This is a genomic window from Gloeocapsopsis sp. IPPAS B-1203, from assembly GCF_002749975.1.
Lineage (GTDB): Bacteria > Cyanobacteriota > Cyanobacteriia > Cyanobacteriales > Chroococcidiopsidaceae > Gloeocapsopsis.
Genome location: NZ_PEIG01000024.1, coordinates 1 through 21,775, shown reverse-complemented (window position 1 = coordinate 21,775; position 21,775 = coordinate 1). Strand labels below are relative to the sequence as shown.

Genomic DNA, 21,775 nt, shown 5'->3' with positions numbered 1-21,775 from the left:
CCTCATACCCTACTACCCTTGAACTCTACTACCCTACTACTCATCTTCTAATAGTGGTTTCCTGACTTACGGTGGTGAACGGCGGTAACTCCATCGGAATCTAGGACTTTGCCATTATTCACTGCTGCATAAACAATCCAGTGATCGCCAGCTTCCATGCGATTTTGAATAGAGCACTCAAGATAAGCAAGAGCGTCAGAGAGAACAGGACAGCCATTATCTGCGCTTTGAGTTGCTACACCGCTGAAGCGATCTTCTCCAGGAGTGAAAGGTTTTAAAAAGTGCTTCATTAAGCTGATATAGTTGTCTTCTGGAAGGATATTGAGGACAAATTTGCTACCAGTGTGCATGAGTGATTCGATCGCGCGGTCCTTAGCAACTGCTACGGTTAATCCTGGAGGGTTAAAAGTTGCCTGAGAAACCCACGAAGCTAGCATTGCACTAGAGATATCTCCTTGCTTAGTCGTCACCACACTCAATGAGCCAACAACTCGACCAACTGCTTGTTCAACATTAGTAGCTGGTTGTCGCGGGGCGCGGACTTTTTTAGCTTTTTTCAAACTTTGAGCAAAGTCAGTTCCAGCTTCTTCGCATAGTTGTAAGGTGACGTCGTTGGGCTTGAACTTGACGCGCATAGTGTCAAACCCAAATCTATAACCAGCATCTTTGAGTTTATTTTCGATTAAATCAATTGCTTCACCACTCCAACCATAGGAACCAAATACTCCTGCAAGTTTATTGTTAGTTGCAGTCGATAGCACTATACCTAACGCTGTTTGAATAGGAGTAGGTGCGTGTCCGCCGAGTGTGGGTGAACCAATAATAAATCCGGCTGATTTTTCGACAGCAGTACGAATTTCGTCTGGAGCAGCAATTTCACAATTAATCGATTCGACACCAACACCTGCTTTAGTAATACCACGCGCGATCGCTTGTGCTAGAGTTGCCGTATTGCCATAAGCCGAAGCATAAATTAAAGCAACGGTAGTATCTTGAGACGTTTGCTGCTGACTCCATTGACGGTATGCTGCAGTTAGTTGCAGTAATCCGTAACGCACTAAGGGACCATGTGCTGTGGCGTACATTCTGACAGGAAGATCGGAAAGTTTGTCTAGTGCAGTTTCTACTTGACGGGCGTGGGGAGCCATTAAGCAATCGAAATAGTAGCGCCGATCTTCTTGAAAACTCTCCCAACCTTCATCAAATACCTGATCGCCACAAATATGCGCTCCAAAGAACTTATCTGTATAGAGAATTTCTGTCAGGGGATCGTAGGTGCAAAGATGATCGGGATAGCGTGGATTAGGAGTAGGGATAAATTGCAAATCATGACCTTTCCCTAAATCCAGCGTTTCCTCGCCACGCATGACTTTGACGTGTAGATCGGGTTTTTCTAGTGCGCCACGGAGATTGATCGCACCTGGATTAGAGCAGACAAAGGTTATTTGCGGAGCAATTTCTAGTAAAGCTTTTAAGGTTGCCGCACGGTTAGGATTAACGTGTCCGAGAATGACATAATCTAGCTTTTGTAAATCGATGCGTTGTTGTAGAGCTGCTAAATAAATTTGAGTGAAAGTTTCTCCTGGAGGATCGATAATTGCAAGGTGATCGCCTTGAATGATATAGCAATTAGCAGTTGTACCGCGAGCTAAGGCATATTCAATTTCAAATCTTAACCGCGTCCAACTGCGCGATCGCAATACTGATGTATCGATCCCAATTGGAAAAAACTGTACGTCGCGTGGTTTTGATTCCATAAGTCAAATGAGGTGAAGGATTAGGGAGCTTCAGGGGCTTCAGGGGTAGAGGAAGCACAGGAGCAGAGGGGAATACTTTTTTCTATCAACTCAAAACTCAAAATTCATAACTAGCCACTAGCTACTAACCACTCTTCCACTCACCCCTCACTCCTCGCCCCTAGTAATGATTACCGACTTTGCGATGGTGAACTGCGGTGAGAGCTTCAGGATTACTGACTTTACCTGTCTCGATAGTGGCATAGACGATATGGTGATCGCTGACTTCCATGCGGCTTGTGACTTCGCACTCCATATAAGCTAAAGCGTCGGTCAGAATTGGCGCACCGCCTTGAGAAGGTTGGGTTTTAACGCCCTCGAAACGATCTGCACCAGGCGAGAAACGCTTGAGGAAGTGTTTCATTAAGTGTAGGTGATTGCCTTCTTCTAGAACATTTAAAACGAAGCGATCGCCGACTTGCATTAGTGATTCAATCGCACGGTCTTTCGCAACTGCAATTGTCACTCCCAAGGGTTTAAAACTTGCTTGTGTTACCCAAGATGCCAGCATTGCGCTGGATGCATCGCCTTTTTTAGCGGTAATGATATATAATCCGCCGCTAATTCTGCCTAAAGCTTTATCAAGATCTGCATCTAAAGATTTCATGACTTTGATGCTGCGATCGCGCGTTAGCCATTGTCCTAAGTCGGTTCCTGCTTCTTCACATCGCTGATAGATTGCTCCTGTGGGGGCTTCTTTGATTTGAATCGCAGGGAAAGCAACGGAAAGACCCAAGTCACGGAACTTGTTTAACAGTGGGTAAACCGGCTCATCATCACCACCACCAGCCTCAAAGATACCGATAGATTGTTTTGCTTTAGCAGCAGCTAATACTGTACTGAGCACTGTCTGGGCAGTTTCTGCGACATCTCCTGATGCAGGGGGCATTCCAATCACGATTCCTGATGCTCGGCTAATCAGTTCTTGAACTTCTTGGAGATCTGCCGATCGCACGTCAAGTGTTTCTACCGCAACACCTGTTTTAGTGATACCTTGAGCAATTGCTTGGGCAAGGCGATCGCTATAGCCATAATCGGACGTGTAAAAAACTGCAACTGTTGTTTCTGCTTTAGCTTGTGATTGACTCCAAACGCGATAACGGCGAGTCAATTCTTCCACGTTGTGATAGAGGAGTGGTCCATGTCCTGTGGCGATCGTGGTGACTTCTCCTAATTCACCCATGCGTTTCATTGCGGATAATACTGAACGCGCATTAGGAGCCATCAAGCAGTCGTAGTAAAAACGGAAATCAGCCTCAATTGCGCCGAGATCTTCATCGAATGTATTGTCGTCGCAATAGTGCAATCCAAAAGCATCACAAGTATAGAGAACTTGCGTTTTGCGATCGTAGGTGAACATCGTATCAGGCCAGTGTAAATTCGGAGCACTGACGAACTCTAATTCATGTCCATTACCTAAATCTAAGCGATCGCCATTTTTGACAATTTGCCGCTTAAACGGCTGATGCACCATGTCTTCTAGAAATTGAAGTGCGACTTTTGACCCCACGACAGTTGCTTCGGGAACAAGCTGCAAGACATCTTTGACTAAGCCGCTGTGATCTGGTTCGGTGTGGCTAATGACGATATAGTCAATCTCTGCTGGATCAATGACCTGATGCAGCGTGTCTAGATAGAGTTGACGAAATTTTTCATGGGAGGTATCAACTAAAGCAGTCTGCTCACCTCGAATGATAAATGAATTGTACGTAGTGCCATTTTGCAAGCCAAACTCGATATCAAAGCGATCGCGATCCCAATCTAGAGAGCGAATCGCTGTTGTATTTGGAGCAATATCAGCAATTTGCATTGTCAGCCGGTTCTGGACTTTTTCGGTGAGCGCTACCATTAGTCAGCCTCCTTAGCAATTTATAATTTTTTTTTATCTACCTTCATTTTCTCATGCTTTCTTTGTAAAGGTTTATTAATAAATTTATGTTTCAGTTTAAAAAACTAAAAGTGTGTGAGGAGGGGTGAGGAGTGAGTAAAATAGCGGTTGATTTATGAGTGAATCGCACTGGCTAGCTTTGATGATTGGTAATTCGCGGTTGCACTGGGCGTGGTTTGTTGAAGAAGCGCTGCAATTTGCATGGGATACTGAGTATTTACCAGTATCGGTAGTACAAAATCTTGCTAGCTGCCAAAACATTGCCGATTTTTCTAGAGAAATTCTAGCTCCTGGGACGATTAATATGAGATCGCTACCCCCTATTTACTTGGCTTCAGTCGTTCCTCAAGCAACAGTAATCTGGCGAACATACCCTAACTTACGCGAAATTACGTTGGATCAGGTTCCACTGCAAGAAGTTTATCCAACATTGGGAATTGATCGAGCATTAGCTGTGTGGGGTGCAGGAGCGATATGGGGTTTTCCTGCGCTCGTTATTGATGCTGGAACTGCGCTTACTTTGACAGGTGCAAACGGCGATCGCACTTTGGTTGGTGGCGCGATTATTCCTGGTGTTCGCTTACAACTGCGCTCGCTAGGTGAGAGAACTGCTGCATTACCCTTAGTAAATACCACAAAATCATTGCCATCTCGCTGGGCATTGAATACGCCAGAATCAATTCAAAGTGGGGTAATTTACACGTTGATAGCTGGGATAAAAGACTTTGTTGATGCTTGGTGGCAAAAATTTCCTGAAAGTTGTGTTGCGATGACAGGAGGCGATTGCGCTTTACTCCTCAATTGTCTTCAATCAGAACACCCAAATATTACCGCTAAGATCATCCCTGCTCCGCACTTAATCTTTCAAGGAATGTGTTGTTGCTGGGCAAGTCGAGGAGAAGATCTGGGGGAGCAGGGGAGATAGAGAGTTATGAGTGTTGAGTGTTGAGTGTTGAGTGTTGAGTTGAAGAGAGTTACGAATGTTGAGTGTTAAGTGTTGAGTAAAAAAATTCTTTTAATTCAAAACTCAAAACTGATAATAATGCCTCCGGCACCTTTCTTCGCGAACAATTCAAAACGTGCTAAGGCACCGCTACGCTAACAAAACTCAAAACTCAAAACTAGCTACTAACCACTCCCTAAGCCACAGTCGTCAATCCTGCAAAATAGTCTTGTAACTGCTGGGTATGATCGTGAGAAAGCTCGCCTGGCGGTAGAGATGTTGGAGAAAAAGCTTTAATATCAATGACTTCTAGAGAATCGCGAATTTTCATTTCTCCCTTAACTTCGGCTTCGACAAGCACGCAAATTGAATGCACTCGGGGATCGCGATCGGGTGCGGAATACACTCCCACCAAACGGCGAATTTTAACGAGTTCAAGTCCTGTTTCTTCTGCTAACTCCCGACGCACAGCTGTAGGAATATCTTCTCCCCAATCTACCATTCCTCCAGGTAGCGACCATTTACCATTATCACGGCGGCGAATCAAAACGATTTGACCATCTGGCAAAATAGGAATGATGCTAGTACCAGGAATTGGATGCCGAAAGATAATGCCTAAGACAGTTTGACCAAATTGCCATAAGCGGCTCATAGAACGAAAAGCTGGGACGCGAGAAATATTATTCAAGCTTACAATTTTTGTAATCAACTGCCGTAAGTAATACCATCAATAACATTTAAAGCATAGTCATAATCTCTATCTAGGAAAAGAGAAATACTCAAGTCACAATCTGCATGTGCTACAAAAAAAGCGCTGATACTGCTTGTCTGATAGTTGCTACACATGGTACTGAGAAACTGGGGAAAAAGAAGTCAGTCCATTATGATTTGTTGCCACTGTTTTTCGATTGGTACTAAGTAATCAGTATCTCTACACAGGTAGACTTTGTTTATCTGGCAGCGAATAAATTCGCCAAGTTCTAATATACTGTGCTAGTTTGCCTGCCAGTACGAAGCATAAAAGCAAGAGGTTTACTGCTTTGAATTGCCCATTAGTAATACTAGTTAGCTTATAATGAACTCTACACAGTGGCACAACAGTTGCTTGTGCCCTAGTTGATGACATTTTGTCTAGCCTCAACACTCAGTTTATGGCAGCATAATCTGGGAATGAGATGACCAAACGCTCATAGAAAACTGTGTGCTACACAGATAAATGTGCAATTGTCAAGTTAAATTCGCTAGGCTGGAAGTATACCGTTTATTATCGGTATCTAGTATTGCCTTTATAGATCTAGAGGCAGAAATTGTTGTTTATTTAATGAGGTGAACATGGCTAAGCGCCGTAATCCAAAAAAAGAAAAGGCGCTACGGAATCAGGCGTACGCCCGTAAGTTTCGTAAGAGAACTACTACAGGGCGTTTCCAGCGAAGATATCAACAAAATCCGCAGCAGCAACGAGAAGAAGAAGATACAACAGCAGCAGCTGATACATAAATTGCCAACAGCACTTGTTAAGGCTTGAGCCAGCATACTACTTATACTGTTCGGTGCTGATTTGATATGGCTGTGGTTGCGGAGCTATCTTCCACAATCATGAGCTGACGAGCAGCAGTAATTGCTTGACTCACTTGTTCAAAACCAGTTCCCCCGTAGCTGTTGCGAGCTGCAACAACTTGCTGAGGAGCGATCGCTTGATAAATATCTTGCTCAAAGGCGGGATGTAAAGCTTTCCACTCCTCTAAGCTCAAATCTTTGAGGAGCTTCCCCGCAGCGATGCAAGTTTTGACAACTTTGCCGACAAGGTTGTAAGCTTCACGGAAGGGAACTCCTCGTGCTGCTAAATAATCAGCAACATCAGTGGCATTAGAAAAATCTTCGGCGACTGCTGCGGCTAGACGCGGAGTAGAAAATTCTAAGCCTTCTCTTAGCAAAATGGTCATTGCCTCTAAGCAAGCTTTGACAGTTTTGACTGTATCAAAAATGGCTTCTTTGTCATCTTGTAAGTCTTTGTTATAAGCCAAAGGCAAGCCCTTCATTAAAACAAGTAGTGCTTGGAGATGACCGCAGACTCTCCCAGTTTTGCCCCGTACCAGTTCTGGCACATCGGGGTTTTTCTTTTGGGGCATAATGCTAGAACCTGTCGCACAACTATCTTTGAGTTTGACAAAGCTAAATTCCTGCGACGACCACAGAATCACTTCTTCTGAAAGACGGCTGAGGTGAACCATAATAATGCTAGCGCTGGCGAGAAATTCGATGGCAAAGTCACGATCGCTCACTGCATCCATGCTGTTAGCATAAATTTGGTTAAATTGCAAGAGTTCCGCCGTATAATGTCGGTCAATCGGGAAGGTCGTTCCGGCTAAAGCACCACTTCCTAGTGGTGAGATATTGACGCGCTGATTCACATCTTTTAAGCGTTCCCAGTCGCGCTGTGCCATTTGAAAGTATGCCATAAGGTGATGTGCCAAACTTACAGGTTGAGCGCGTTGCAGATGCGTGTAGCCAGGAATGAGAGTTTGAATGTGAGTTTCGGCTAAATCGAGGAGAACGCCTTGAAATTCGCGAATAGCTTGACGAATTTGCCCGATTTGATCGCGTAAATAAAGCCGAATATCAGTACCCACTTGATCGTTACGCGATCGCGCAGTGTGCAGTTTTTTACCGACATCTCCAGTAATTTCAGTTAAGCGTCGTTCAACCGCAAAATGAACGTCCTCAGCGTCGATCCCTGGAGTAAAATTTCCCTGTCGGTATTCTTGACGAATTTGTTCTAAACCTGCGACAAGTTGTGCGGCTTCATCAGGTGAAATAATTCCTGTGTGCCCCAGCATTTTGGCGTGGGCAATTGAACCTGTGATGTCGTATTCGATTAATTCAATATCAAAGCCGATACTAGCATTGAAGCGAGCGATCGCAGGGTGTAGCGCTGATTCAAATCGCTGGCTCCATGTTTTTTGTTGATTCACAGCTAATTTATGTTCCTTCACTCAAAATCATTAGTCCCATCAACATAAAATTTTGATGGAAAATTAGATGATATGAGTAATTCATTTTAAATTGCTGTTACCAAATCTGCTTTTTTAAGGGTTAGTGGCTAGTGACTAGTAATTAGTAGCTAGTGCAAGAGTGGAAGAGTGAGAAAGAAGTTCTTATAGTGGTGAGTGACTCATAACTTGACAAAACAATTACCAATTCTCAGTTACCAGTTACCAATCCCCCGCAATGGTCTGCTTATTCAGCCAAGGTTGATATTACTCATTCTTAACTTGCAAGACAATCAGTGTCATATCGTCTTTATTCTGATTAGCTGAACCAATAAAGCGATAAACTTGCTCAAATAAGTACTCAAGAATGGCTTGTGGTCCTTGACAGTGCTGACAAGCCCAGTAAAATTTGCGAATCAGGTTTTCTTCGTCGAAGCGATCGCCGCTTTGATTGACGGCATCAGTAAAACCATCTGTATAGTAAATAATTGTATCTCCTGGATGCAATTGAATATGGGCGTCTTCGTACTGACTTTCTGCATCTAATCCAATCAACATTCCCCACGTATCCAAGCGCTTAATATTTCCCGTAGCTGCTTGCCACAACAAAGGAGGATTGTGTGCGGCATTGCTGTAGTATAACGTTTGAGTTTGGGGATCGTAAGCTGAACAAAACAACGTAATAAAGCGGTGAGAATTTTCTAAATCTGCATAAATTACCTGATTTAATTTTTGCAGAATTTGTGCAGGAGAATTACCGTTAGGAACTTCTGTACGTAACATTCCCTGCGTCATTGTCATTAGTAAACCTGCGGGAACGCCTTTTCCCATGACATCGCCAATGACAATTCCCCAACGACAAGGATCGTTTCCATTACCGAGTGCTACTTGACTTGGGTGACAGTTTGTTGGAATAAAGTCATAATAATCGCCGCCTATATGACTTGCTGGTTGACAGCGTGCAGCTAACGTAATTCCGGCGATTTTAGGACATTGGCGTGGTAGCAATCTTAGTTGAATTTCTGCACCAATTTCCAATTCTCGGTTCATGCGTTCTTTTTTGCGCAATTCGGCTGTTAACTCATCATTTTCAACAGCAACCGCAGTTAAATCTGCGACAAGGCGGACTAGTTTTTGTCTACTTTCTGTCCAACTATATTCTGGATTACTGCTAAAAACGTACAGTCGCCCGCGTTCTACTTGTTTTACAAAAACTGTTGTGCCAAATAGTTGAATTTCTGAACCTAAATATTGACTAACTTGATCGTCTAAAGCAGCCGTAGCTGTAGCTGGAACAATTCCTGTAGCAGTTGCTAAAGAAGCTGTAACGACTCCAATTGCGGTTTCTAGTGCTTTGCGGATAGTTTTACTTTGATGACTATCTTGACAATGAAGTCGTTCTAGTCGTACTTGACCATTAGGCTTAAACAAAACAAGTGCACCGCCATCAGCATCAGTTACTCGTGTTGCCATCAACGGAATGAGTTCTAAAAACTGATTAAGGTTACTGAAGCTTCTCAAGGCAAATCCTAGAGAACCAAGTAAATCGTGGATCTTGTGCTGTTCCTTATGCAGACGCGCGACAAGTTGCTTGAGTGCCAAAATAGGAGCGGCATCAGTGTTGGCATTGCTATCGCGATCGGCAGTGGGGTGTGAAGAAGGTTGAGGCACAGACACCATCTTTATTCTCTTACCTGAGGATTTTAGCCATTAAGTGAGGAAGCAAAAATCATCTCGTTTAGTATAGATGAAAATGTATTGCTCACTACATTGAGCTTGGAAGCAGAATGTCTTTTGTGTAGTATAATGACTGAAATAACAAAATACAGTTGTTTTACAAAGTTTTTTTAGTAAGTCAATTTAATAATCGCTAACTATTCAACTTCATCAGATATTGTTAACATCGTTGGCTGGCAGCGCTTAATAACGACTTCAATCTCTTCAGCTCCTTCACCTTCAAGATCTTCAATATAGCCAGTACTTGCAACTATAGCTCTATTTGACGTTAAAAAGGGTCCAAAGTAGTAGATGCAATGAGGCGAATGCGTAATAACTTCTGCCCACCAAGCCGAATTTTGTTTTTGCCTCTTACCTCTTAATAGCTGATTAAGCCGTTGGAGTAGTTTCATAAGAACTGGTGGGAAGATGATTTGGTAAGAGTTTTACTGATAAGTAGAGTAAACGTTGATTCTCAATAACGACTTCTATCAAATGTTAGACCGTTAAATTAAGTTGACCTGTGTTGAGCTATACAGGCTACTCGGAAGAAGCCTTTTGTTACGCCTCTGTTTTGAAATAAATCCGAAGGGAAAGAATGTATGAACTGTCAGATTATGTAGGAAAGTTCAATGTTTAAACAAGTTTGTTTTTAATAATGTTAGAGATTGCTACTGGTTGTCCTTGCTACTATTCCTATTGGTATAGTTCAAAAAAGCAACCAGAACTTTTTAAGTTTAGTTAGAGAAACACTGGCGGCAAAAGATAAAGATAAGTTTTGCTTTGTTGAACAAAACACCTTCTGCGCGAATGCGATCGCGAATTCACGCTTTTAAGTTTGAACTTTAACTTTTGCTACAGTTTCAGATTTTGTGCGTGAATTAACTACTTAGCAGCGCTTCCACAAATTCATAGCTGGAAAAAGGACGTAAGTCCTCAACACCTTCACCTGCACCGATAAAGCGAATCGGGAGATTGAGTTGCTGCACCACAGCCAATGCGACTCCTCCTTTGGCCGTGCCATCAAGTTTTGTTAAGACAACGCCACTAAGTTGAGCCGCTTGAGCAAAAACCTCAGCTTGCCGTAAACCATTTTGCCCTAAAGTCGCATCAAGTACGAGGAGCGATTCAATTTTGGCGTTAGAAGCTTTTTTATCGACAATGCGACGAATTTTACTCAGTTCGTCCATGAGATTTTTCTTATTTTGAAGTCGTCCCGCAGTGTCTACCAAGAGTAATTCAATGTTGCGTGATTGAGCAGCTGTAATTGCATCAAAGACGACTGCCGCTGGATCTGTATTTTGTCCTGGGTTGGCAATGACTTCAACTCCACTGCGCGAACCCCAAATTTTGACTTGTTCAACAGCAGCTGCACGGAAGGTATCAGCAGCAGCAATCAAGCAGGTGTATCCTGATTTTTGAGCAATATGAGCAATTTTGCCAATAGTTGTCGTTTTACCTGCTCCATTAACTCCTGTCATTAACCAGATGTTGAGGGTGTCTTTTTCGGGAGCAAAAGTAGCATTATGCGACGTTAAAGGGCGATCAAGCATATCTCGTAGAATTTCTTTGAGATAGGCGATCGCGACTTCTGGAGGTAGTGCCTCTTGCTTAATTCGCTCTTGCAAGGCATTAATAATATAGTCTGTTGCCTCAACTCCAACATCTGCTTGTAACAACAAAGCCTCAATTTCAAGTACTGCTGCTTGGTTGAGTGGTCCTTGCCCAACAATCGCCTTAATTTGATTAACAAGATTGCGTCGAGTTTTGTCTAATCCTTGCCGTAGCTTTTTAAGCCAAGTAATTTCTTCGATTGAAACATCTTCTGGTTTGCGCCCTTGAGCCGCTAAAATTTCTGCTGACCACAGAAAACCTTCATCAAATGCTAAATCAAGGTTTGAAGCTTCGTCTGCGACTTGTGGCGTTTCCGTCGCAGCTAGAACTGGTTCCGGTTCTTCAATTGCTGTTGCTTTGAGTCTTTCTAGCCGCGCTTGTCGGTCAGCTTCTGCTCTTACCCAAAAGGGTAATGATTCAGCTGGGGCTTCTGTTGATTCATCACTCGTTATTGGTGTGTCTTCAGTGATAGCTGATTCTGCTTCAGGTTGACTAGCTGCTGGTTCATCTTCTGTGAGTAATTCTGTCTCAGCTACGGGCGATTCACTGACATTTTCAAGAGCATCTGATTTTAAAGAGGGTTCTGGTTCTGTTTCTACAGCTTCTACAGCGACTGGTTCTATCTCAGGCGTGGGTGTTTCGCTAAGAGTTGCTTTTGTTGAGGCAGTCTCTAGTTCTGTTTCTACAACGACTGGTTCTATCTCAGTTGACGGTTCACCAACAATAGGTTCATCTGAAATCGTTTCTGGTTCTGAGGATTCGCTTGAGGTGACTTGATCTGTTGTTGATTCGACAGGTGCAGGTTCAGTAACAGACTCACTTTGTGCTTGTCGTTGCTGAATATTTTTGTAGGCTGCCTTAGCAAAGCTTAAGTAGTCAGCTGAAATTTCTGGTGAGGCATCACTTTGTTTTTCAGCTGTTGATTCTTCTATCTCAGGTGGAGTGGTTGTAGCTTGTTCCTCAGTTGAGGGAGCAGCTTGCTCTTGACTAAATTGACGACGGAACCAATTAAAAACCATTGCACCTACTGTAAATTGCCAGCTAAAACAGACTACTTAAATAGCAGACATCAACTATTCTTTAATTTACCAACTCTTGGGAGCAGGCGAGATGTTACTGCTAAGATTTTGGATAGGTTGCTTGTGCTTGTTCGCTAATCCGGCGGAGAACACCATTAATAAAGCGGTGTCCTTCGTCTCCACTGTAACGCTTAGCAAGTTCTACTGCTTCATTAATAGCAACGCGATCTGGAACACCTAAGTACAGTATTTCTGCTACTGCAATGCGGAGTAAGTCGCGGTCAATTCGCGCTAAGCGAGATACTTGCCAATCGACTAAGGCATCGTTAAGCTTTTCATCAATTTCTGTACGATGAATATTGACTGCTCGGACAATTTGGAGTGCGTAGGTACGAACGTCAAAGTCTGGTTGGTTTGCCAGTTGAATGAGTTCTGGTATCTCAAGTGCTGCACCAACTCGATTAATTGCACTTTGAGTAAGTTGAATGGATTCGTCTAATAGCGATCTGGAAGTACGTAAATCGCCAGCGCGTGTCTCGCTGCTTAATAGGCGATCGCTGGCACGTTGTAACTCTGCTGCTGCAGTCGTCAGAGTATCTTGAACTTCGGTTGTCAGAGTTCTAACCGCTGCCAATACCATATTTGACAATTGTTGTGTTTCAAGTTTCTCTTGTGAGCTTGGTAGTTGGCTCAAGCTTAGCAAAGCAAGTTCACGGGCAATTCTACGGGGTTGCATAATGTGTGAGTTATGAGTTATGAGTTGTGAGTTATGAGTTGTGAGTTGTGAAGTGTTGAGACAATTCTTTTAATTCAAAACTCAAAACTTAAAATTCAAAACTAGTCAATTGCTCCTCGCTCCTTTCTACTGTAATGGAGATTCGAGTTTACGTTCTTTGGAGATGACCAAAGGTGTTATTAGTGTATTGGGAGCGACGATGCCTCCGGAGATAACGACCTTAAAAGCATCTTCTATCGACATTTTTAAGTTAATGACTTCATCTTCAGGAACAATTGCATACCAGCCGGTTGTCGGGTTTGGAGTTGTAGGAATAAAAATACTTAGCACAGGACGCTGCAATTGCGACTGAATATCATTGCTGATTGTACCTGTCACAAATGCAATAACCCACATTCCTTTACGGGGATACTCTACTAAAATGACACGGCGAAACTTGCCGTTGGTATCTCTTAGCAAAGTTTCGAGTAACTGTTTGAGAGTTTTGTATACTGAGCCTGCTAAAGGAATTGCTTGTAACAGTTCCTCTCCCACATCAAGCAACCACCGCCCTGCGATATTACGTGCCATCAAACCGATGAGCAGAATGCTTAGTAAAGGTACGGTAAATCCTACTGCTAGACTCAATAAATCCACTAAAAGTGGATGCATACCATCGAAGGGATTTAGTTGCCTAGGAATTTGTGTGAGAAAGTCAATAACCCAAGTGGCAATGGTCACTGTTAGCCATATCGTGGTAGCTAAGGGAATGACTACTAACAACCCTGCTATCAAGTCATTTTTTAAATCTTGTTTAAGGCGTTCAAACACAAATCGCCCACTCTCCTTGTAACTGGCGCTTGATTAATGTCTTTGTTGTGGTTTGATAATTTAGGACTACGATCCGCTTATCGCAAATAGTTATTTGTTGATGCTTTACACCGCTCCTTGCACTCATCAGCGTCATTTGTAACTGGTTATATCTCTTATTGTATTCTTTAAGAAGCTGTAAAGATTTATTGCAATCAGTGTAGCACTGAAAATTTAGTCATCAATTGCTTCAAACTACCTTCTCTATCAATAGTCGGTGTAGTTAGGGCGATCTGGTGGCAGCGAGTTCATATTTCTCAACCCTGTCCAGCCAATAAGGATGTAACCAATAGACAGTAGCAAACTACGAATACCACTGCCAATCCCTGACTGAACTTGTTCTTGAGCGCGTTGTTCAACTTCTTGCCTGCGTTGCTGAATCTGCTCTAAAGCTTGATTGCGTAGTGCATCGGCGTTAAGTTGTTGATCGATGATTTGATCGAGGGCTTGAGGATTTTCTCTTGCCTGTTGGAGGATATTTCTAATTTGTTCTGGAACTTGTGGACTTTGGAGTGCAGCATTTACCTGCTGTTCGTCTTGCAAAATCGCGGAAATCTGAGTGCGGATTTGAGTTCGTTGCGCCGCAATTTGGGTTTGCAATTGTGTTTCGGCTTGCGATGCTTCTTGATTGATGCGTGCGATCGCCTCTGTTCTTGCTTGTAAAATATTATTAATATGTAGAGGAGCAAGTAGCAGAAAGAGTAGCCCTAATAGACTTGCCAGCACTAGTACTAGAAATCTTAAGTTAAGTCCTGATTGGCGACTTAAAGAAGAATCTGTAACAATATTTTCTATCCAATAACCAGCTAAGAGCAAAGCTGTTCCCACCATTGGGATTGTTCCACGGTCAATAATTTGAGTGGCAAAATTAATTTGCCACTCTTGAGTTTGTGCTCGAAACGGAAATAACAACATCACAAAATCAAGTAGAAAAGCCAAAATTAGGATAATTCCTACTATTTTTAGAGTTCGAGATGCTAGCACAGAAAATAATATGTTGTTATTAAGTGCTTTCATTGTTGTGATTTTTCCAGCGTAAGGTTCAGGGCGCGAACGTTAGGAAAGTATTTTATCTTTAATTTGGTTTTCGAGAAATTATTTTTCAATGACAAGTTTTATAGATAAAAATTAATATTAGTGAACGCTGTAAAGAACTAGAAAATATTCTGTCAAGATCTGGTGCTAAAATCATTATTTTAATGATAATATTAAACCTTTTACTGAGGGAGAATTTTTAGGAAATAGCCAATACTTGCTAGTTGGTTAATACAATAATTGTTATTTGCTGCACTCCTAATTTTAACCAGCAACCTACTGAAGCGATCGCACAAACTGAGATAAGTGCAATGCGTCCTTGGTGTCGCAAATGCTGCATAAGCTCAAAATATTCCATAATTCTATTTGACAGGTATGATTCGCAGCAGCTAATGAGAAGACTTTAGCACCGAATGATTGGACAAACTCAAATGTAGTAATGTAACTTCGGTTGAATACTCACTAGCGTTTGTGGCTTTGCATCATAGATACCGAGGATGATAACAGAAATGAAGTCTTTTGTAATAAGGTAGATCCTGACACTTATAGTGAAAACTCTAATGTAAATCGAAAATCAAGAATCCTCTCTTACATGAACTAAGTAACCTGGGTCAGTTAGTATTTCAGTCAACTAGCAATTAAATCCGAGCATAACCCAACGTACTTGCCTCAAGACAGTCTTTTTAGATCGTTCGCTTCCTCTTTTGCCAATATCCACGATTACTTTCTTCTCACAATTCTGTTAATATGTTTGCTGCTAGTTATATAGCAGAAAGCAGCTTTACATTAATAAAGCTGTCTAGCACTGACAAAAATCTCAGTTTTTAGCGCTGCATCAGCTAGCTGTGCAGTAAATACAAGCTGTCAAGATTCTGTAGCAAATCGAGACAGTTTTTTTGCACTTACCCAAACTCAAAAAGGATTTTTGGTAAATAACTTTCAATTGAGCTGAATAAGTAATTGATTTTAGACAAATCTGAAGTTAAATTTATTCCAAGTTTATTCTCAGTTTAAATTTGTAGGCTACAGCGGAAACTTAAATCTCTCAATCTCCGTCCGCAGGTTTAATAAATTTGCTGAACTAAAATTCTCAACTCAAGCTGGATTTTGCCACCAAAGTTGAGACGAGAAGCTGATTTCAGTATCAGTCACCTTATTAGCAGCAAAGGATGCATCTCAAACCTTCAGCTCAATCAAGACGAAATCTCAGCCATACAGTCACGGTTGTACCAGTCATTTTACTTGGAGCTAGCTACTGTTGATTGTGGTTCACGACTTAGTGTATGTCGCCTTTGAGTCTAGATTGAGTCTTCAAGCTCACTGCTCTCAAATCGTGAAGTGAGTTTTATCGCCGCCATACGTGTTATGTACTTGTCCTCAGGTATACTCAAGGGCGGCATACCAGATATGTCAATGTGTGATGGAGTGAATTAAGAGCAGATAGAGGAGACGTAGACTGCACGAAATGAATGCGATGAATTAGGAGAAAGCATTGTGAGATTTCACTGGCTACTACCCAGTACTTTAAGCATTTTTCTGTTATCGTCTCCCGCAGAGGCGGCGAAACTTCGATCGTGGAATTTTGATGCTAATCGCAATCGATTGGACTTCAAGACGGATGGTGCTGTTCAACCAAAAGCACAACTCATCTTTAATCCCATGCGATTGGTGATCGATTTACCAGGAACCAAACTCGAGCGTCCCACAGTAAAACAAGAGCTTGGCGGTACAATTCGCAGTATTCGAGTTGGTCAATTTGACGACCAAACGGCTCGTGTAGTAATTGAATTAAGTCCTGGTTACAAGATCGATCCGGAGAAGGTGAAATTTGAAGGAGCAACACCAAGTCAATGGACAGTACAGTTACCACAGCCTGAAAGAATTGCGGTTAGCCCACCACCATCCGTAACACCACAGCGATCGCTATCAGCCATTGTGCCAGGCAGTAGTCGTCCAAACAATAATTCTGTAGTTCCACAGACAACTGCAACAGTACAGGTAGAAAATATTCAAGTTACAGGAGACGGGCTGTTTGTCCGAACCCGTGGCGGTGGAACTCCTCAAGTTAAAGTGAATCGCAGTAGCGATCGCAGTACGATTGATATTGATTTAGTGGGTGCTTCGCTAGCACCACAGTTGAGCAAAAAGCCGACTGTGACAGTTAATCGCTACGGTGTTAGTCGCATTCAACTGAATCAAGTTCAAAATTCACCGCCCGTGACGCGGATGACGATGCGGGTTGACAGAAACGGACCTGATTGGCAAGCATCAGTCAGTCGTTTTGGTGGTTTGGTAGTCTTACCACAGGGCAGAAGTGCTACCAACACTGTTGTCAATACTCTAACTCAGAACACAACTACGAACACTCCCTCGTCGTCAGGCTTGGCAACAATTCACGCCGCAGAACTGACGATTAATGGTGCCCAATTGTTGATTCGCGCGAGCCAAAAGGTCAACTATACAGGTGGCTGGGACCGTTCTACTGGACTGTATCGCATTACGATTCCCAATGCGCAGTTAGCGAGTAACGTTAGAGGACCATCATTGACTTCTAATAGCCCTGTGCTAAGAGTGCGTTTACAGCAAGCTGATCCGCGCACAGTAGCTATTTGGGTACAACCTGCAACAGGAATTCGGATCGGGGAACTCAATCAAGCAGGACAGGACGTACTCGCCTTACAACTTTCCCGTGCCAACTCAATCTTACTGCCACCTGCAAATGCTCAGACACCGCCACCTGAGCCACAACCTGTTCCTGTACCAGTTCCTCAAGCAACTACACCACCGCAACCAGCCACGCCTCCAGCTAAGCCTAGTCCTCCTAAACAGCGTCCTGTGGTAGTGATCGATCCAGGACACGGTGGTAAAGACCCTGGAGCAATAGGAATTGGGGGATTACAAGAAAAGCAGGTCATTTTACCTCTATCCAAACAAATTGCCGCCATTCTGGAAAAAGAAGGCGTAAAAGTCGTAATGACACGCGATTCCGATTACTTTGTAGACTTGGCTCCTCGTGTCGCGATCGCCGAACGCGCCAATGCAGATGTTTTCGTGAGTATCCATGCGAATTCAATGGGGTTGAGTCGTCCTGATGTCAATGGGTTAGAAACTTATTATTTTTCTAGTGGTCAGCGTTTAGCACAGGCGATCCATCGCAACATTTTGCAGCGCGTGACTATTCGCGATCGCGGAGTGAGACGTGCCAGATTTTATGTGCTGCGCAAATCTTCCATGCCTTCGGTTCTCGTTGAAATTGGTTATCTAACTGGTCGTGAAGATAATCCTAGGCTGCGAACTGCTGCTTATCAATCACAAATGGCAGAGGCGATCGCACGCGGGATTTTGCAGTATCTTGGGCGATAGGTGTGTTATTTTTGGTGAATTTGGTCTTTTATGCCAAAATTCATACTTGGCATCTGTGCTTCGTTTAATTTAGTGAACAACCTGTGGCTGATACTTCTGTCTCCTATTTGTATGTCCCTCAAGTACAAAACGCTCCAATTGGCATTTTTGATAGTGGCTTAGGTGGTCTGACGGTGCTACGTCAGCTTTACCGACAACTACCGCAAGAGTCTATTATTTATCTTGGCGATACAGCGCGGGTTCCTTATGGCAATCGTTCGCCTGGTGAAATTGTCCAATTCATGCGCGAAATTCTCACCTGGATGCTTCAGCAAAAAGTCAAAATGGTGGTTACGGCTTGCAATACAAGTTCGGCGCTAGCACTTGATGTTGTGCAAAAGGAATTTCCTATCCCAATTATCGATTTGATTTTGCCAGGGGCAAAGGCAGCAGTCCAGCAAGGTAAACGGATCGGTGTAATTGCGACTCCAGCAACTGCGGCGAGCAATGCTTATCAACGGGCAATGTTGGAAATTGATCCGAGTGTCCAAGTTTGGCAAGTCGGTTGTCCTGAGTTTGTGCCTCTTATTGAGCAAAATCGCATTCACGACCCTTGTACAAAAGAGGTTGCACGTCAATATTTAACTTTTTTATTACAGCAACGTATTGATACTTTAGTGTACGGCTGTACCCATTATCCTCATCTAGCGCCAGTACTGCGATCGCTCTTACCACAATCTGTAAAATTTATCGATCCTGCTGAGTATGTTGTCGCCGCTACAGTTCAGGAACTTGAACTATTAGGATTAAGCAGTACGCATCCTCCCTCTCCAACACGCTTCTGTGTTACTGGTTGTCCGCAACAGTTTGCGCAGTCTTCCTTACAATGGTTGGGCTATACTCCGACTGTTGAATCTGTCTGCGTGACGAAAGAAGAGCAGGTGAGCAGGTGAGTGTTGAGTTATGAGTGTTGAGTGTTGAGTTAAGAAAATTCTTTTAATTTAAAACGTGCTAAGGCACCGCTACGCTAACAAAACTTAAAATTCAAAACTCTTCAGGACTCAAAACTAGCTATTAGTCACTCGCCCCTCGCTCCACGCTCCTCGTCCCTCACCTAATTTCTGCTGATTTCCTCATAAAACTTCCCCCACGCCAAGGCTTAGCTTAAAATGAGTACAGATTATGTAAATTTTCTTAACTAAAGCTTGAGTCGGCTTATACATGACCTCAGCCACCTTCCTATTTTCCCCAGTTGAAGCAGACCTACGGATACTGTCAGAAAACTTAATTCAGTTAGTAGGTACGCGCCATCCTAAACTCTTCGCAGCAGCAAAGCACTTGTTCGGAGCCGGAGGAAAACGGCTGCGACCAGCAATTGTGCTACTTGTATCGCGAGCAACTATGTTGGATGAAGACATTACATTGCGTCACCGCCGCTTAGCTGAAATTACAGAAATGATTCACACTGCGAGTCTGATTCACGATGACGTGGTGGACGAATCTGTAACGCGGCGAGGTGTTCCGACAATTCACAGCTTATTTGGCAATGGCGTAGCTGTGTTAGCAGGAGATTTCTTTTTCGCTCAATCTTCTTGGTATTTAGCTAACTTAGATAATTTAGACGTCGTTAAACTTTTGTCAGAAGTCATTATGGATTTTGCTGCTGGCGAAATTCAGCAAGGCGAAATTCTATTTGATACAAGCTTATCTATCGAAGCTTACCTAAAGAAAAGCTACTACAAAACAGCGACTTTATTTGCCAATAGTTGTAAAGCAGCAGGTTTACTCAGCGATGTATCAAGTGAAACTGCAGACCATTTGTATAGCTATGGACGTTACTTAGGCTTAGCCTATCAAATTGTCGATGACATTTTCGACTTTACCGGTTCGGCAGACACTTTAGGTAAACCCGTAGGCTCAGATCTCAAAAGTGGCAACCTAACAGCACCAGTGTTATTCGCTTTAGCAGAAAAACCATATTTAGAAGTCTTGATCGCAAGAGAATTCGCTCAAGAAGGCGATTTAGAACAAGCGATCGCCCTAATCCAAGACAGTAAAGGTCTCGAACAAGCACGGGAATTAGCTGCCAAGCACGCCACTCAAGCCGTTGAGCATCTCAACGATCTACCACATTCTGAATCACGCCAAGCCTTGATTAATATGGCTGATTATGTTTTAAGTCGGTTGTATTAGTGACTATTGGCTAATTATGAGTTATGAGTAGATAGAAAAGGTATTCTCCTCTACTCCTCTACTTTTCCTGCACTTCTTTGTATCAACCCTAAAGCAAAAGGATATTAGGCAATATCTGGAGGGATGTAGTTAGAAGGTGTATTGGATAGAGAAGATTGCTGTAACTGAAGTTGAATCAGACGCTGCATATCTTCGCGACGAATTTCAATGCCGTTAGTTGTATCACCTGGTGTTTCAAAAAAGATGATACTGTCTACTGTTTCTAAAGCAATCAGCTGAAACAAAATGAGAGTTACGGGAATTGGGATAGCAATTAGTTGTGGCTCAAGTTCTGATGCGACAACATCTTTCAAGGTGGGAAAAGCATAAACAACACGCTTTTCATGATGGAGTTCATCACGACTACGTAGAGTTGTGACCACCCACTCTTGTTCTAAACTTTGCAGAATATAGTACTGTAAGTGACCTAACCTCTCGGCGAGTAGCTTTAGCCCTGGTGCGATCGCGGCAACAACTTTGGGTGTAATGCCATCTTGGGGGGCATCATTAATTAATAATTGAATTTGTTTGTCTAAACTCATAATCGAGCGCAAAAAAGCTCTTGCTACCCTTTGAGTTTAGCGAGCAAATGTAGATGGTTGCTCGTTGTGATGAGTCTGCTGGTAGAAAGATTGTAATTATACTGAATTTCTCAAAACAGAATTCCCTAATGGTGTCAAGCATAAATAATTTGCTTGTATCTCAGTACATTTACATAAACAATTCAACAAAAACATTTAAATATCAATAAATTGATCAGTAGGATTGCGCTAGGTTACTGAGGCAATTGTTCGTTAACTTATTTTTGTGTACTGAATAAGATAAACATGCTACTACAGCATTAGTCGTCAATTTACTCTATAAACTTCAATAAAGTACAGTAAAAACTCAGTAGGTACAGTGAATTTTTCGTAACTTTATCAACAAAAATCATTTATAAAATCCTCTCTTGCTACATACTTTGCGATCTCTGTTTCTAATAAAGTTCGTTAAAAATGTTACATAACTCACATCAACTTGCTATCTCAATATGACCAAATCATCCAGAATGCGTCAGCGAAATCGAATAAAAATATCGCTATCGCTATCTGGTTGGAATCAGCAGCGACAGCCTAGATCTAGAGAAGTAACCGAAGTAGAAGAATCGCGACTACTGCGATCGCTTGTTCAAGCATTAGTCATTGTAGGAATTATCGCTACAGATGTTGCAGCAGAAACGCAATTTAGCTTGTGGGCTGTACCTTTGAGTATTGTCGGCGCAGTTTGGGCTTGGTATCGCCGTCACGATCGCAACGTTCCTACTAAGTTTTGCATTGCGATCGCAATGTTAGCAGCACTTGCTGTCTTTTTTGGACGTTTATTAGGTGAACTACACGATACCAGGGTACTGCTAGCCGAACTTTTGATTCAACTTCAGGTATGTCATAGCTTTGATTTACCCCGTCGTAAAGATTTAGGCTATTCGATTGTCATCGGGCTAATTTTACTCGCAGTTGCAGGAACGTTGAGTCAGACTTTGACATTTGCACCAATGTTACTACTCTTTTTGGCGATCGCCTTACCAGTATTAGTCTTAGATTATCGTTCGCGGTTGGGGATAGAGGGGCGAGGGGCG

General features: G+C 42.7%; 17 protein-coding genes. 6 read left to right on the top strand and 11 right to left on the bottom strand.

Annotation, left to right across the window (positions count from 1 at the left end; translation table 11 throughout):
• Window positions 1-47 precede the first annotated feature (47 nt).
• Both CSQ79_RS25975 and CSQ79_RS25970 read right to left on the bottom strand, forming a co-directional pair.
• Window positions 48-1,757: a diflavin flavoprotein gene (locus tag CSQ79_RS25975; protein ID WP_099704008.1), complete on the bottom strand. Its 1,710-nt coding sequence runs from the start codon at window positions 1,755-1,757 to the stop codon at window positions 48-50.
• Window positions 1,758-1,917: 160 nt separating this feature from the next.
• Window positions 1,918-3,645, bottom strand: a complete 1,728-nt coding sequence (locus CSQ79_RS25970) for a diflavin flavoprotein (RefSeq protein WP_099704007.1) — start codon at window positions 3,643-3,645, stop codon at window positions 1,918-1,920.
• A gap of 154 nt (window positions 3,646-3,799) precedes the next feature.
• Here CSQ79_RS25970 and CSQ79_RS25965 point away from each other — a divergent pair, with 154 nt between their 5' ends.
• Complete coding sequence (locus CSQ79_RS25965; RefSeq protein WP_099704006.1) at window positions 3,800-4,609, top strand: pantothenate kinase; 810 nt, start codon at window positions 3,800-3,802, stop codon at window positions 4,607-4,609.
• Window positions 4,610-4,823: 214 nt separating this feature from the next.
• Here the strand turns inward: CSQ79_RS25965 and CSQ79_RS25960 are convergent, their stop codons facing one another.
• Window positions 4,824-5,279, bottom strand: a complete 456-nt coding sequence (locus CSQ79_RS25960) for an NUDIX hydrolase (protein ID WP_099704005.1) — start codon at window positions 5,277-5,279, stop codon at window positions 4,824-4,826.
• Window positions 5,280-5,959: 680 nt separating this feature from the next.
• On the opposite strand from CSQ79_RS25960, the gene CSQ79_RS28505 reads away from it, so the two are divergent.
• Complete coding sequence (locus tag CSQ79_RS28505; protein WP_193934777.1) at window positions 5,960-6,124, top strand: Asl3888 family RNA-binding protein; 165 nt, start codon at window positions 5,960-5,962, stop codon at window positions 6,122-6,124.
• Window positions 6,125-6,165: 41 nt separating this feature from the next.
• Here CSQ79_RS28505 and argH read toward each other — a convergent pair whose 3' ends face one another.
• The 7 genes from argH to hpsJ-B form a co-directional block, all read right to left on the bottom strand.
• The gene (argH, locus tag CSQ79_RS25955) at window positions 6,166-7,599 is read right to left on the bottom strand and encodes an argininosuccinate lyase (RefSeq protein ID WP_099704049.1); all 1,434 of its coding nucleotides are present in this window, start codon (window positions 7,597-7,599) and stop codon (window positions 6,166-6,168) included.
• 285 nt (window positions 7,600-7,884) lie between these two features.
• Window positions 7,885-9,297, bottom strand: a complete 1,413-nt coding sequence (locus tag CSQ79_RS25950) for a PP2C family protein-serine/threonine phosphatase (RefSeq protein ID WP_099704004.1) — start codon at window positions 9,295-9,297, stop codon at window positions 7,885-7,887.
• A gap of 194 nt (window positions 9,298-9,491) precedes the next feature.
• Window positions 9,492-9,746 carry a DUF1816 domain-containing protein gene (locus CSQ79_RS25945; protein WP_099704003.1) on the bottom strand — a complete coding sequence of 85 codons (255 nt, stop codon included), beginning with the start codon at window positions 9,744-9,746 and terminating at the stop codon, window positions 9,492-9,494.
• A gap of 468 nt (window positions 9,747-10,214) precedes the next feature.
• The gene (gene ftsY, locus CSQ79_RS25940; protein WP_099704002.1) at window positions 10,215-11,966 is read right to left on the bottom strand and encodes a signal recognition particle-docking protein FtsY; all 1,752 of its coding nucleotides are present in this window, start codon (window positions 11,964-11,966) and stop codon (window positions 10,215-10,217) included.
• 100 nt (window positions 11,967-12,066) lie between these two features.
• Window positions 12,067-12,702, bottom strand: a complete 636-nt coding sequence (gene nusB, locus CSQ79_RS25935) for a transcription antitermination factor NusB (protein ID WP_099704001.1) — start codon at window positions 12,700-12,702, stop codon at window positions 12,067-12,069.
• 126 nt (window positions 12,703-12,828) lie between these two features.
• Entirely contained in the window at window positions 12,829-13,512 is a 684-nt protein-coding gene (locus CSQ79_RS25930; protein WP_099704000.1) for a DUF502 domain-containing protein, read from the bottom strand.
• 246 nt (window positions 13,513-13,758) lie between these two features.
• Window positions 13,759-14,568, bottom strand: a complete 810-nt coding sequence (gene hpsJ-B / locus CSQ79_RS25925; protein ID WP_099703999.1) for a hormogonium polysaccharide biosynthesis protein HpsJ — start codon at window positions 14,566-14,568, stop codon at window positions 13,759-13,761.
• 1,512 nt (window positions 14,569-16,080) lie between these two features.
• Here hpsJ-B and CSQ79_RS25920 point away from each other — a divergent pair.
• From CSQ79_RS25920 to sds, 3 genes are all read left to right on the top strand, one after another.
• Entirely contained in the window at window positions 16,081-17,949 is a 1,869-nt protein-coding gene (locus CSQ79_RS25920) for an N-acetylmuramoyl-L-alanine amidase (protein WP_099703998.1), read from the top strand.
• A gap of 83 nt (window positions 17,950-18,032) precedes the next feature.
• Entirely contained in the window at window positions 18,033-18,881 is an 849-nt protein-coding gene (gene murI / locus CSQ79_RS25915; RefSeq protein ID WP_099703997.1) for a glutamate racemase, read from the top strand.
• A 268-nt stretch (window positions 18,882-19,149) separates the two neighbouring features.
• Entirely contained in the window at window positions 19,150-20,121 is a 972-nt protein-coding gene (sds, locus tag CSQ79_RS25910) for a solanesyl diphosphate synthase (protein ID WP_099703996.1), read from the top strand.
• 104 nt (window positions 20,122-20,225) lie between these two features.
• On the opposite strand, the gene CSQ79_RS25905 is transcribed toward sds, so the two are convergent.
• Entirely contained in the window at window positions 20,226-20,702 is a 477-nt protein-coding gene (locus CSQ79_RS25905) for a hypothetical protein (RefSeq protein ID WP_099703995.1), read from the bottom strand.
• Between the two features lie 488 nt (window positions 20,703-21,190).
• On the opposite strand from CSQ79_RS25905, the gene CSQ79_RS25900 reads away from it, so the two are divergent.
• The coding region (locus CSQ79_RS25900; protein WP_143755507.1) for a transglutaminaseTgpA domain-containing protein at window positions 21,191-21,775 on the top strand (585 nt) is incomplete at its 3' end.